Consider the following 13790-nt stretch of genomic DNA (forward strand, 5'->3'; position numbering starts at 1 on the left):
CGCCCGACGGCGCTCCTCTTCCATCGCTATGGCGATTGCCAGTTTTCTGGCGATCGTGATAACCACCTATCTCGGCCTGCTGGCCGTCACCTTCTTCATCGGCCGCGTTGTGCCGATTGACCCTGTACTGGCCATTGTTGGCGACCGTGCTCCCGCCCATGTGGTTGAGCGCGTGCGTCAGGAAATGGGCTTCAACCTGCCCTATTACCAGCAGTTCTTCCTTTATGTGAAAGGCGTCCTGCAAGGCGATTTCGGCACGTCCGTTCTGACCACCAATCCGGTCATGACCGATATTCGCCGCGTGTTCCCTGCGACGATGGAACTTGCAACCATCGGCACGATTATCGGTGCTTTGTTCGGCATTCCGCTTGGCGTTCTGGCAGCCGTCAAGCGCGGCAGCATCATTGACCAGATTGTGCGTGTGATTGGCCTTGTTGGTTATTCCGTACCAATCTTCTGGCTTGGCATGCTGGCCCTTCTGATCTTCTATGCACGCCTCGGCTGGACCTCCGGCCCCGGTCGCATCGACATTACATTTGAATATACATTCACGCCGATTACCGGCTTTTATGTGATTGATGCGATCATTCAACGCGACTGGGAAGCCCTGCGCAACATCGTCTCGCACCTTGTTTTGCCGTCGGCTCTGCTCGGTTACTTCTCACTCGCTTATATCAGCCGCATGACACGTTCTTTCATGCTCAACGAACTTGAGCAGGAATATATCGTGGCGGCACGTGCAAAGGGCATTTCGGAAACCCGGATCATCTGGGGTCATGCACTTCGCAATGCGGCGGTGCCGCTTGTGACCGTGATTGCACTGTCCTACGCAGGTCTTCTTGAAGGCTCGGTTCTCACCGAGACGATCTTCTCATGGCCGGGTCTTGGTCTTTACATCACCAACTCCCTGCAAAATGCTGACATGAATGCCGTTCTCGGTGGCACAATCATCATCGGATCGGTCTTCATCGCGCTCAATCTTGTCTCCGATCTTCTTTATCGGCTTCTCGACCCAAGGACGCGCGCACGATGAGCCAAATGACACAAACATCCAATCTTTCGTGGCGCGACTGGCTGCTCTCCGAGCGCCCACAATCGCGTATGCAAGCGCGCCTCGGCCGCTCCTATATGATCTGGCGTCGCTTTACCGCCAACAAGCTGGCCGTCCTTGGCCTGCTAATCATCATCGCGCTGCTGCTGGTTGCAGCTTTCGCGAATGTGCTGGCACCGCATTCACCCTATACGGGTGATCTCGCCAATGCCCGCCTGCTCCCTCCGGGAACACCGGGTTACTGGCTCGGTACCGATGATCAGGGCCGCGATATTCTTTCGCGGCTAATTTACGGCTCGCGGCTGACACTCTATGTCGTGCTTCTCGTTGCTATAATCGCAGCGCCAATCGGTCTGCTGGTTGGAACGGTAGCCGGTTATGCTGGTGGCTGGGTCGATGCTGTTCTCATGCGCATTACCGACATTTTCCTTGCCTTCCCAAAGCTCATTCTGGCACTTGCCTTCGTCGCAGCCTTGGGACCGGGCATTGAAAACGCCATTATCGCCATCGCAATAACATCGTGGCCGCCTTATGCACGTATTGCGCGCGCTGAAACGCTGACCATTCGCAACTCGGATTACATCTCTGCTGTGCGACTGATGGGAGCTTCACCATTTCGTATCGTTTTGCGCCATATCATGCCGCTTTGCACATCGTCTTTGATCGTGCGTGTCACGCTTGATATGGCCGGCATCATTCTGACCGCAGCAGGCCTTGGCTTCCTTGGCCTCGGTGCTCAGCCGCCATTGCCTGAATGGGGCGCAATGATTGCTTCAGGTCGCCGTTTCATTCTTGATCAGTGGTGGGTGGCCGCTATGCCGGGTATTGCGATCCTCATCGTCAGCCTTGGTTTCAACTTCCTTGGTGATGGTCTGCGCGATGCGCTCGATCCGCGGGGTAACAACCAATGAAGCCCCTTCTGACAGTTGAAGACCTGCGCGTCACTTTCCCAACCCGAACAGGTGCTATTGAAGCCGTGCGCGGCGTCAGCTTTACGCTTGGCCGTGAGCGTCTCGGGATTGTGGGCGAATCCGGTTCAGGTAAATCCCAAACCGGACGCGCTATCATGGGGCTTACCCCTCAACATGCGCAAATCACCGCCAAAAAACTTGAGTTTGACGGTATCGACCTTCTCAACACATCTGCACGCGAACGCCGCTCCTTGCGTGGTGGACGCATCGCAATGGTGTTGCAGGATCCGAAATATTCGCTCAATCCTGTGATGACCATCGGCAAGCAGATTGCTGAAACACTCAAAGCCCATGGCAAATTTTCGAGGGCGGAAATCCGCTCCCGTTCAATGGCCATGCTTGAAGCCGTGCAGATCCGCGATCCTGAACGCGTGATGAAACTCTATCCGCACGAGGTTTCGGGCGGCATGGGGCAGCGCGTCATGATCGCCATGATGCTGGTTGCAGAACCGGAAATGCTGATTGCTGATGAACCGACATCAGCGCTCGATGTGACGGTGCAGCTTGAAGTGCTTGGCATTCTCGACAAGCTGGTTGCAGAGCGTGGGATGGGGCTGATCTTTGTCAGTCACGATCTGCGCCTTGTCTCATCCTTCTGCGACCGCGTGATCGTGATGTATGCAGGCAAGATCGTTGAGGAAATCGCTGCGAGCGATCTTGCTAATGCAAAACATCCCTATACACAAGGACTACTCAACTGCATGCCGACACTCGGAACAGACCGTCATCCGCTTCCCACATTGCAGCGTGAGGAGGCATGGCGTCTATGAGCACCACTCCAGCACTTCGCGTTGATAAGATCGACGTGTTCTTTGATGAATTCCACGCGCTGAAATCGGTGAGTATCGATGTGGCGCGCGGAGAATCCTACGGCTTGGTGGGCGAATCCGGCTCCGGTAAATCCACACTTCTGCGTGCTGTGGCCGGGCTTGCCCCTGTTGACGACGGTGAAATCCGTATTGATGGAAAGCCGCTCAGAACACCGCGCGACAAGGCATTTTATCGCAATGTCCAGATGGTGTTTCAGGACCCTTACGGCTCACTGCATCCACGCCAGACGGTCGACCGCCTGTTGCTTGAGCCGCTTGCCGTGCACGGCATTGGTGATGCCGAAAAGCGTATCGTGCGCGCGCTTGATGAAGTGGGCTTGGGCTCTGGATTCCGCTTCCGCTATCCGCACCAGCTTTCGGGCGGTCAGCGGCAGCGTATCGCGATTGCACGCGCACTCATCATCGAGCCGAGCATTCTGCTTCTTGATGAGCCAACCTCCGCACTTGATGCATCGGTGCAGGCCGAAGTGCTTAACCTGCTCGAACAGGTGCGCCGCGACCGTAAACTGACCTTTGTTATGGTCAGTCATGATCTTGGCGTTGTCACCCATATGTGTGAACGGCTTGCCGTGATGCGCAACGGTGAAGTGGTCGAGCAGCTTGAAGCTGGCGATCTGGTCAACGGTAATATCCATGCCGATTACACAAAGAACCTGATGACAGCCAGCGAAGGCTTCCGGCGTTAAGGAATAAGGTGACAGAAAAAGCCCCTGCTGCAAGGCTCTTGCAAGTCAGAGGCAACGTCTGCCAATTTGGCGACAAAAACGGTCGCCAAATCCTGCAATAGAGCATTTCCTACTTTGATTGAATGATAGGAAATGCTCCATTCTTCAAGTGTGCTGTGAATTTCATCGACAGCAATATTGCGATCACAATAATCATATTGAAATAGAACCTGTCGTCGGGCAGAGGAAAATAAACAAACTTTCCCAATACTCCGATGGTCATAGCAAACAAGATACCATGAAAACGGGGAAACGTCGCTCTGACCTCAGCTTTGTAAGTGGCCGCCCAAGCAACCAACATCACAACCAGCATCGCCAACCAGGTCTCGCTGTAAAGCGCGAATATCACGCCGCGAATATAGGCTTTTACGAGCAATAACGGCGAAAAATCCGGGTGAAATCCAACCATATTTTTCTGTTGTTCGATACAACTGAAATAGAGGTGCGCCCACCAGCCGGGATGCTCGGCAGCATGTGAAATCATGGCACCCGCAACGGCTGAAGCAACAAAAGCAACAAGCAGAGGGAGTTTGCGCCAACCGAACATCACAGAAGCAATCAACAGAGCGAAGATCATGATGATATTATCGGGCCGGATGGTAAACGACAGCAGCAAAAGAATTGCGGCAACCCAATCCCGTTCTCGCATAAATGCAAATATAGCTGCCAAAGAAATAGCCGCCATAACGACATCGGGAAACACCGCTGCACTCATTGGCCCATAGCCTGCGATGAGAAGCGCGGGACCGATGAACAGCCCAGCTTCAAAGGCATTATAACGCCAGAGCATCACGAGGATTATGAAGCCCAATGCAAGCGCCGCTGCAAGGCTGATCAAGTGTCCACCACGGACTAATCCAGTAAAAGGCTCAATCCACCGCAGCAATTGGACATAGCCTGCTTTAACGCGGTACATGACGAGTTGAGACTTAAAAAATTCAGGGTTTTCCCATTGAGCTCGACGCCAACCATCACTTGACCTCAACTGGCTAAGCTGATCCGATGACGCCGCCGCTTCAATCTGACGCCATGTTTCGGCATGAAGCGCAGTCGCATCGGGATATCGATCCTCAAGCGCAGTCGCAACATATGGGATCATATCCCAATTATTGTCGGGCTTTTCAACTGAATAGATCACGACAACAGCCATAGCAATTATAACGGATAATATGCCGGCTATTCGAAGCAACTGTCGGGATGCATAATCTGATAGGCACTTTGAACCAAGCGAGAGAATCCTGTCGATTATTGGTTTATCAGTATGCACTTAATACAGTCCCCTTAGCGTAGCGTAGCATCGTCCCTTAGCTCAAGCTTATTCCATATTCTTCGCACATACGTCATCTAATAATGAGCTGCTCCACCAACTAATTCATCCAAAGCCAACTTATCGAGAGACGATGCGAAATTATTGACGCGTTGGATTAGAACCATTGATGTTGAATAACTGCCCCATCTGACATGCAGCGCTTTAAATTTCTTCGCTTTTTTCGATAGAGTCGTGCTGTCTGTGGGCAACCGGTCTGACTTGGGGTTTAAACGTTGCGGGCTGCATTTTCGGCTCGCATGCATCGGGGTTAATCTGCCGCTGCCACAAGTCCCACAACGATGAAATTATCAATATCAATAATGCGGCGGCAGGAATAAGCCGCGGAAATGCCCATTCGATCTTAAGATGATTAAAACACTTTAATTCGTTTAAGCATCAATCAACACCCCAGATCATAATATAAGTAAAAACTAATATTATGATCCACCAGAACGCCCATTTCTGATTGTTAGCTTTGTTAATATTAAATCAAACAACACGTATAACTTGACACTTAATTTCCCTATACCGTATCGCTGTGTTTAACAGCGGGGGCATTGATGCAGAACACAGTTGCGAACGTAATTTTGACATCGCGCGACACAATCCAAAACCATATGGAATTGGGCAATGTGACCGGCTCAAAGCTGAAAACTTTCAAAGCACCGCAAAGAAGGATCCGCAGCCGCACCGTGCAAAGGACAGAAAACTGCGCCCTTTCTCAGCACTTTGATGGCCGATACATCGACGAACACAGCGGCTTCGATCGCCAGTTGACCCGCCAAGCCTCACGGCACACGCGAGGCGCGATGCCGATGCAGGGCGCTTATCCCATGTATTCGCACATGCGTTCATTCTGATAGGAAAGCTATCAACTTTATCCTCATAGATAAGCGCAGTTTTGCCTGCGCTCTACATGATTTGATTTAAAACCCGATATGAGAGGGCTCGAGCATGAATGCTCATGGAACATCGAAATTCAGAGGCTACGCGCGCACGTTGGCAGCACGCTGCATTCCGAATGGAGTCTTGAATCGAAGTGCTGCCTTGCGCGGGACGCGTTTTCTTGCCCATGCCGCCAGCCTCGCCAAGTCCGGTAAACAGCGCCCCTTTCAGATGGTCAATGTGGGCGCTTGTGACGGTGTTCTCTTTGACGATGTGACGCCTTGGCTTCACCGGATTCCCCGTTCCAAAGCAGTTCTAGTCGAACCTGTGCCATATAACTTGATCAGACTGCGCAAAAACTATCCCGATACGGAACGGTTTAAAATTGAGCCGATAGCGATTACTCGGGAGCCCGGCACGATCACAGTTAAGACCTTCGATGCCAAAGCGCTAGAAGAAGGCGCATTGCCCATAGAGTTTATAGGTTGTTCTTCTGTCACAGACACGAATCTGATGTCTGGCAAGAATGTATGGGGGCCGGATGATCCGAATTTCCATAAGTTTGAACCTTACTTAAAGGAAATTGTTGTTCCGTCCGACACATTACAGGCTGTTCTGGACCGCAATAACGTTGAATATATCGATGCATTCTTAGTCGACTGCGAAGGGGCAGACTGGATTGTTTTCGAGCAGCTTGACCTGCAACGCTATCGTCCCGGCATGATCAAGGTGGAAGTTGGAGCTCTATCTCCAACGGACATTGGGAATGTTATCGTAAAACTGAAGGCTGCGGGCTACGACGTAGGTATATATTGCGAAGACGTTTGGGCGTTCAGCTAAAAAGGCGATCAGACTTACTGGAATCCAGTGCTTAAAAATCGGCACAGCGCGTTCGGCTTTGGCTTTATCTTTCCGTTTGCGCGAAACGCGTGGACAGATTGGATGTGTACGAAAACGGACCGCGGCACATACAGCGGAATAACCTCCGTCTAGAGCACTTTCCAAAAAAGGGAAACCCACTTTCGGGAAAAATGTGCGTAAAAGCAAGCAGATAGAGCATTTCCTGTCTCAGGTGAAACAGGAAATGCTCTCAATGAATAACTTTAGGACAGGTTTGACACATCGTATTGGCATTTTAGGCGATTATCACATTGTATGATGTGGCGCCAAAGGTGCGCGCTCCCGCGCGTATAGCACCACCAATTTTTGTTAGAACGTGTTTCGATCTGTTGGAATTAGACCGGCACTCTAATCATTTGTTTTAACGTACCTCTTGCCCGAAAACCGTTTCACACTTTTCGGGATGCGCTCTAAAAGATGCGGGCCGAGGTAAGCAGAAAGGTTGCAGGCGCAAGGTGCAGCCCCGCAACAACACAACGCACTATGCGTATTGCCGATTGAATTTTCCACAATTACAGGCACAATACCGCTGAAATTTTGGGGAGGGCAAATTGTTAGAAAATGCGCTGCTTTATGATGCGCAAGGCCAGCCGCTGCTGAGCGGAAAACTAAATGCTTCCCGGGACTGGGCAGAGGTCAATGCCTTCTGCCATCGCGTTTATATGCCACTTGTAGCGCGCCCCCTCATCGACGGTGCCGACCCAAATGCCACTTTGCGTACATTATCGATCGGCCGGATCATTTTGAGCCGGTTCTGCTTTGGAGTGCCCACCAAAGCGGATGAATTCGACCCTTCCTCGGGCAACATTATCGTGGTCAACACCATGCGTGGAAGTGTGCGTCATCCATTGACGAACGGCATCAGCGTCGACACCAGCCCCGGTGACAGCTATGTTGTGGATTGCAGTCGCACGGACTACTGGAACGTGGCGGACGGTCACGATCTTCAGTTCAACCTGACGATACCCCATAAGCTCATGGAGGAAACAGCGCAGCGTTGGTACGGCTTCGTCCCGGAAGATGACCTTTGGAAGAAACGTTTGGTTTTCGGCCACCGCCAATCTGCCTGGCTTTCCCTTCTCAACTACGCAACCCTTTCGGTCGACGCCCGGAATGACGGTATTTCCAGCCCCTTGATCGAAAAGCGGATCGAGGAAACCCTTTGTCTGGAGTTACTGCGTGGCTGGGCGGAAAGTGCCGGGCTCAATCTTGAGACCGGAGCGCGCGGTGCAGCCCCCCGATATGTGCGCGAGGCGGAACGTCTCATGAAAGAACGGGCGCATGAGGGACCCTCCGTAGCAGCGATTGCTGAACAGGTCGGCATTTCGGCCCGGAGCCTTTCCGAAGGGTTTCGGCGGTTTCGTGGCGTCACCCCGCATGACTATCTCACGGCCTGCCGTCTTGATGGTCTTCGCAAGGCGCTCGAAGAGGCAACGCCCGGGCAAACCGTGTCTGCAATTGCAGCGGAAAGAGGATATGTAAACCTCACCGCGATGACTGCGTCCTATCATCAGCGTTTCGGCGAAACGCCCTACCAGACACTGCGCAGCCGAACAGGGCGCGTGTGACAACCCTCGCCACAAGGTCCTCATGCTGAGGTGAATTTTGACTGGATACGCGTTGTTCAATCCATTTCGGCAGGTGATCAAATGGTGTAGGCTGATTTCTTCTGATTTGGAGTACTGGCTTCCTGAATGGACCAACCATCAGTCTTCGTCCATCCGCGGTCGTTGTCTACATTGCATGCAAGCGCCGACGGCGCCTCACTATCCGGACAGGAGTCAGGTTTGTGTGATCTTTGCAAAAATATGCTGAGGGGTATGCCCCCGAGGGAGGATATGATGAAAGCGTTGGTTTATCACGGACCAGGTAAAAAAGACTGGGTCGAAAAGCCCAAGCCGACCGTTCAGGAAGCAACGGATGTCATCGTGAGAATTACGAAGACGACGATCTGCGGCAGCGATCTGCATATTCTGAAGGGCGATGTGCCAAGCGTCGCCGAAGGACGGACGCTCGGCCATGAGGGCGTTGGCATTGTTGAAGAGGTTGGCGGTGCGGTTCGCAACTTCCGCCGGGGCGATGCGGTGCTGATCTCGTGCATCACATCCTGCGGTTCCTGCCCAAACTGCAAACGACAGCTTTACTCCCATTGTGATGATGGCGGCTGGCAGCTCGGCAATACGATCGACGGCACACAGGCCGAATTTGTCCGCATTCGGCATGGCGACAACTCGCTCTATCCGATCCCGCAAGGTGCAGATGAAGAAGCATTGGTGATGCTTTCGGACATCTTGCCAACAGGGCTTGAAATCGGCGTGCAGGCGGGCGGTGTGAAGCCCGGTGATACGATCGCCATCGTAGGCGCAGGGCCAGTCGGCATGTCTGCACTCCTGACGGCGCAATTCTATTCACCCGGTAAGATCGTGATGATCGATATGGACCCGGCGCGTCTGGCTCTTGCGCGTCAGTTCGGCGCCACCGACACCATTCAGGTCGGTGAAGAAGACGCAGCCTCCCGGATCATGGAAATGACCGACGGACAGGGCGTCGATGTGGCGATTGAAGCCGTCGGTGTTCCCGCGACATTCGACATCTGCCAGAAGATCGTTTCGGCTGGCGGCAATATCGCGAATGTCGGCGTTCACGGGAAGCCAGTCGAGCTTCGCATTGAAGATCTCTGGATCAAGAACATAAAAATCTCGATGGGGTTGGTGAACACCAACACAACACCGATGCTGCTGAAGACCGTCAAGGCTGGTAAATTCGATCCGAAAAAACTCATCACGCACCGTTTCCGACTTGATCAGATTCTGGACGCTTACGAAGTGTTCGGCAATGCTGCGCGCGAAAAGGCAATGAAAGTCATTCTCGCCGCCTGAAAACAGCAGAGAAACGGACACGAGACGCTGCGCTCTTGAAATCCGACCCGGCAAATGCCGGGTCGGGCAATAACAAAGCCTATAAAGCGAGCGGGCTCTTTCGCGAAAAATTCATTCGAACATGCTTCACTCTCAGAAGACTGGGGTCCCAGAGAGCCGGTACTCTAAAGCATTTCCAGCAAAAGTGCGAAGCGGTTTTGTGTTGGATAATGCATGAAAACAAATAGATAGGGCATTTCCGATGATTCGATCAAAACAGGAAATGCTCTAAGCAGCGCATGATTCAACAATTAGTATCATTTTGAAACCGGCGTTTCTGCGAGCCGGATATTTGCCGTGAGTTCAGATCTCACTTGCGCAGTTCAGCTTCAATCTCATCGAGCGTTTTATCTTTGCCAATACCGGTTAAGAAAGGAAGCCCCTTTATGACAGGTTTGGTAACGGACGCAGAAATGGGGGTTGTGGAAACGATAAAGTCCACATTATCAGCAAGGGACGGCACTTCCGTGGCTTTTGCCTGTTGAGCATTGAAGGTCAAACCGCGTTTTTTCATCTCTTCAGTGACAGCAGCATTGACTGCGGTTGATGTCGCAACACCGGTTCCGCACGCGAAGAGAATTGTTTTCATTTTAGCCATGTTTTCCTCCATATGACTTTTGCAGCCAACAAAATGTGCAGTCTTTATTGTAATGCGGTTGTAATGTCTTCAAAGCTGCATGCTGCTTTGAGCCTGTCGAGGGCATCAGCATCCTGAATGGTTGCCATGATCTGCTGCAAGGTCTCAATCTGTTGGTCCTTGTCATTGATGGCGAGCAGAAAGACATATCCGACCGGAACTGTCTCTTCCGGATCTTCCATATTGGCAAATGCAATCGGCATTTTGAGCGTTGCAAATGCAACACCGGCCTTGATCACATGTTCCGGGTCAGTATGCGGCACCGCAACATTGTCATCACGCTCAAGCGGCAATCCGGTTGGCATCGATAATTCACGGCTTACAACTGCATCTGCGTAGCTGGGCTTTACATAGCCCAATTTTTCCAGCTTGCCTGCCAGAATGCGGATGATCTCTTCATTGGTTTTTGCGTCACTCTGAAGCTCGATTGCGTGTGGATTGAGATAATCAATCAGACCAGCAGCCATTCCATTCTCCATTTGGAAACGACCGCACGCCTGCTTCGACGTGCGGCTTTGATTATATTGCAAAATTGGCAGCCGAGGTCAGGCGGCCTTTTCTTCTGCGGGTTCGTCTTCGGCACCCGCCGCACGTTCCCATGCGAGTGTGTTGCGACGATAGAGCATGAACAGCACTGCAATCACAACCGCAATCACTGCGACGCCAAGCGTACCGCCAAGCCAGCTGATTGTTTTGATGATAATGTCTGGAACCCACAGGAACCCATCGACCACGGACGTAATCTGCAAGGCATTTTCTGGCAACTTGAAGCCTGACGAGACTGCCGCACTGGTAAAGAGGGGCGCGAGCGCATTGGCAACATAGAAGCCGATGGTCAAAGTCACGGTCCCCACCACAACCATGCGGAACACATTGCCTTTCAGAAGCGGAGCCGTCATTGCAACGATAAACGGAATAACCGCAAGATCGGCGAACAGGATCACGCGATTGCCCGGCAGAATGACCGAAAGGATGATCGCAATCGGCACCAGAATGAGCGCCGACGAAATTGCTGCCGGATGCCCGATCAGGATGGCCGAATCGAGGCCGACGAGAAGTTCGCGGTCGCCTGTCCGCTTACGCACAAATTCCTGTGCAGCATCGGAAACCGGCAACAAGCCTTCCATCAGGATTTTGACCATGCGAGGCAAAAGCAACATCACCGCTGCCAGCGTCATACCCGTGCCCAGAACCTTGGCAAGCACCGTGCCAAAATCACCCGCATTATAAAATGCTATTGTGCCAAGCACGAGACCGATGACCAGCCCCATAACAACGGGCTCACCAAACACACCAAAGCGGCGTTCAATGGTTTCGGTGTTGATGTTGATTTTATTAATGCCGGGAATGCGGTCCATGATCCAGTTGAGCACAATAGCAATCGGCAAGATCTGCGCAGAAGCCAAATGCGGCACAGACACACCCGGAATGCCGTAGAACTGTTGCACCGCGCGTGCCGACCAATCGGCAAACAACAAGGACAAGGCCGCAACAAGTGCTGCAACAATAATGCCATAAGCGATGTTATCCGTTGCAGCGACAACCAATGAGCCTACGAAAGCAAAGTGCCAGAAATTCCAGACATCGACATTGAGCGTGCGCGTCCAACGCATCAGCAACAGGGCGATGTTGACCAGAATTCCAACTGGAATAACCCACAAGCCCACCGATGAACCAAAGGCAATGGCCGCAGCGGACGGCCAGCCCACATCGACGATATCACGCTTGATGCCAGTGTTGGTGACAATTGCCTGGGCCACTTCACCGATAGAGGTGAACATCAGGCCCAGAACCAGATTAATACCGATGAAAGCGACACCGATGGTTATGGCAGCGCGGAAGGCTTTACCGACTTTCGCGCCCAGTACCACCGCAATAATGAAGATGACGATAGGCAACAGAACCGTTGCCCCAAGCGTATCGACCGCCGTTTTTAGTCCGCTCAGAAATGCGTCCATTTAATTCTCCTCCCGCCGGAACACTCCCAAAGTGCGCCGAGCTACCAGAACGCCATTATTAGCTTGCACGTATCGGCGTTTCAAAATCTGAATTGCGCGAAACAGCAGAACTTTTGTATTCTATAACAAACTAAAGTCTAATAACAAGCTGCCATTAACGTTCGCGTGCCGACGCGTCATTGTGAACACTGGTATTGACTTAAAAACAAATGTTCATTAATTGATTATGCATCAGAGGAGACTGCGAGAATTTTGCAGAGACGTTCAGGAGGAAACGATGGCAACCAATGTGGCGTTGACAGGTTTGGCGCGTGATATGCAGGCGCGGGCGGATAGTGGCCGACCAATCCGCATCGGACTGATTGGCTCCGGTGAAATGGGGACGGATATTGTCACGCGCGTCGCACATATGCCTGGCATTGAAGTGGGTGCTATCTCCGAACTGCGTATTCCCAATGCGCTGAAAGCCGTCGATATTGCCTTTCAGGAAGAAGGCCACGGTGGCGAAGTTTCGACCGCTTCCGATCTGACTGCTGCGATGGAAGCGCATAAAGTTGCTGTAACCGACAATGCCAATCTGATCCTCGAAAATGATCTTATTGATGTTGTGATCGACGCCACGGGCGTTCCGGCCGTTGGTGCCGAGATCGGCCTGCGTGCCATGGAGCATGGCAAGCATCTGGTTATGATGAATGTTGAAGCAGATGTGACCATCGGTGCTTATTTGAAAGCAGAAGCCGAGCGCCTTGGCGTCACCTATTCGCTTGGCGCGGGCGACGAGCCGTCATCCTGCATGGAGCTGATTGAGTTCGTGTCCGCGATGGGCCATCCGATTGTGGCTGCGGGCAAAGGCAAAAACAATCCGCTCAACATCGATGCCGTGCCCGACCAATATATGGAAGAAGCCACGCGCCGTAATATGAATGTGCGTATGCTGGTGGAATTCGTCGATGGTTCAAAAACCATGGTCGAAATGGCTGCCATTGCTAACGCCACAGGACTTGTCCCGGATAAAGCCGGTATGCATGGGCCTGCCGCAACGCTCGACCAGCTCAACAAAACGCTGATCCCCGAAAAGGATGGCGGGGTGCTGTCCAAGGTCGGCGTGGTTGACTATTCGATCGGTAAAGGCGTTGCTCCGGGCGTCTTTGTCGTCGCCGACATGTCGCATCCGCGTATTTCCGAGCGTATGGAAGATCTGAAGATGGGCAAGGGTCCATATTTCACCTTTCACCGCCCCTATCATTTGACGTCTCTCGAAGTGCCGCTGACTTGCGCGCGCGTTGTTCTTTACGGCAAGCCGGACATGGTTCCGCTGTCAAAGCCGGTCGCAGAAGTGGCGGCGGTCGCAAAGAAAGACATGCAGCCAGGCGAAAAACTCGATGCCATTGGCGAATATTGCTATCGCGCATGGATCATGACTTCGAGCGAAGCACGCAGTGCACATGCGATCCCATGCGGACTTCTACAAGGTGGCAGCGTGACCAAGCCGATCAAGAAGGGCGAGCTTATCACTTACGACAATGCGGCCGTGGCTCCGGGTTCCAAGATTGCCGAACTGCGCGCGCGTCAAGACAAGCTCGTTTACGGAGCGTGAGGACAGAAC

General features: G+C 52.5%; 13 protein-coding genes. 9 read left to right on the plus strand and 4 right to left on the minus strand.

The annotated features are described in order from the left end of the window. Positions 1 to 28: 28 nt before the first annotated feature. The 4 genes from OPR82_RS15700 to OPR82_RS15715 are packed head-to-tail and all read left to right on the plus strand — an operon-like array spanning position 29 to position 3538. Complete coding sequence (locus OPR82_RS15700) at positions 29 to 1033, plus strand: ABC transporter permease (RefSeq protein ID WP_265986004.1); 1005 nt, start codon at positions 29 to 31, stop codon at positions 1031 to 1033. Next, positions 1030 to 1962, plus strand: coding sequence for a nickel transporter permease (gene nikC / locus OPR82_RS15705; RefSeq protein ID WP_265985874.1), 933 nt, complete (start codon positions 1030 to 1032; stop codon positions 1960 to 1962). Before OPR82_RS15700 ends, nikC begins: the two co-directional genes overlap by 4 nt. Next, on the plus strand, positions 1959 to 2792 hold the full coding sequence (locus OPR82_RS15710; RefSeq protein ID WP_265985875.1) for an ABC transporter ATP-binding protein: 834 nt from the start codon (positions 1959 to 1961) through the stop codon (positions 2790 to 2792). Before nikC ends, OPR82_RS15710 begins: the two co-directional genes overlap by 4 nt. Further along, the gene (locus OPR82_RS15715; RefSeq protein WP_265985876.1) at positions 2789 to 3538 is read left to right on the plus strand and encodes an ABC transporter ATP-binding protein; all 750 of its coding nucleotides are present in this window, start codon (positions 2789 to 2791) and stop codon (positions 3536 to 3538) included. The genes OPR82_RS15710 and OPR82_RS15715 overlap by 4 nt, the downstream gene beginning before the upstream one ends. A gap of 109 nt (positions 3539 to 3647) precedes the next feature. Here OPR82_RS15715 and OPR82_RS15720 read toward each other — a convergent pair whose 3' ends face one another. Beyond that, positions 3648 to 4715 carry a hypothetical protein gene (locus OPR82_RS15720; RefSeq protein ID WP_265985877.1) on the minus strand — a complete coding sequence of 356 codons (1068 nt, stop codon included), beginning with the start codon at positions 4713 to 4715 and terminating at the stop codon, positions 3648 to 3650. Positions 4716 to 5446: 731 nt separating this feature from the next. Between OPR82_RS15720 and OPR82_RS15725 the strand changes: the two genes are divergently transcribed. The 4 genes from OPR82_RS15725 (at position 5447) to OPR82_RS15740 (ending at position 9550) form a co-directional block, all read left to right on the plus strand. Beyond that, positions 5447 to 5746, plus strand: coding sequence for a hypothetical protein (locus OPR82_RS15725; RefSeq protein ID WP_265985878.1), 300 nt, complete (start codon positions 5447 to 5449; stop codon positions 5744 to 5746). 94 nt (positions 5747 to 5840) lie between these two features. After that, positions 5841 to 6611, plus strand: coding sequence for an FkbM family methyltransferase (locus OPR82_RS15730; protein WP_265985879.1), 771 nt, complete (start codon positions 5841 to 5843; stop codon positions 6609 to 6611). 611 nt (positions 6612 to 7222) lie between these two features. Further along, positions 7223 to 8239, plus strand: coding sequence for an AraC family transcriptional regulator (locus OPR82_RS15735; protein ID WP_265985880.1), 1017 nt, complete (start codon positions 7223 to 7225; stop codon positions 8237 to 8239). Positions 8240 to 8512: 273 nt separating this feature from the next. After that, complete coding sequence (locus OPR82_RS15740; RefSeq protein WP_265986006.1) at positions 8513 to 9550, plus strand: zinc-dependent alcohol dehydrogenase family protein; 1038 nt, start codon at positions 8513 to 8515, stop codon at positions 9548 to 9550. A 349-nt stretch (positions 9551 to 9899) separates the two neighbouring features. On the opposite strand, the gene OPR82_RS15745 is transcribed toward OPR82_RS15740, so the two are convergent. The 3 genes from OPR82_RS15745 to OPR82_RS15755 all read right to left on the minus strand — a co-directional run bounded on the left by OPR82_RS15745 (position 9900) and on the right by OPR82_RS15755 (position 12184). Next, positions 9900 to 10187, minus strand: coding sequence for a PTS sugar transporter subunit IIB (locus tag OPR82_RS15745; RefSeq protein WP_265985882.1), 288 nt, complete (start codon positions 10185 to 10187; stop codon positions 9900 to 9902). Between the two features lie 44 nt (positions 10188 to 10231). Beyond that, a complete protein-coding gene (locus OPR82_RS15750) occupies positions 10232 to 10693 on the minus strand; it encodes a PTS sugar transporter subunit IIA (RefSeq protein WP_265985883.1) in 462 nt (153 codons plus the stop codon). A 78-nt stretch (positions 10694 to 10771) separates the two neighbouring features. Then, the gene (locus OPR82_RS15755) at positions 10772 to 12184 is read right to left on the minus strand and encodes a PTS galactitol transporter subunit IIC (RefSeq protein WP_265985884.1); all 1413 of its coding nucleotides are present in this window, start codon (positions 12182 to 12184) and stop codon (positions 10772 to 10774) included. Between the two features lie 277 nt (positions 12185 to 12461). Between OPR82_RS15755 and OPR82_RS15760 the strand changes: the two genes are divergently transcribed. Then, positions 12462 to 13781, plus strand: a complete 1320-nt coding sequence (locus tag OPR82_RS15760; protein ID WP_265985885.1) for an NAD(P)H-dependent oxidoreductase — start codon at positions 12462 to 12464, stop codon at positions 13779 to 13781. The last annotated feature ends 9 nt before the right edge of the window (positions 13782 to 13790 follow it).

Origin of the sequence: Ochrobactrum chromiisoli (genome assembly GCF_026241335.1) — a bacterium.
GTDB classification, from domain to species: Bacteria; Pseudomonadota; Alphaproteobacteria; order Rhizobiales; family Rhizobiaceae; genus Brucella; species Brucella chromiisoli.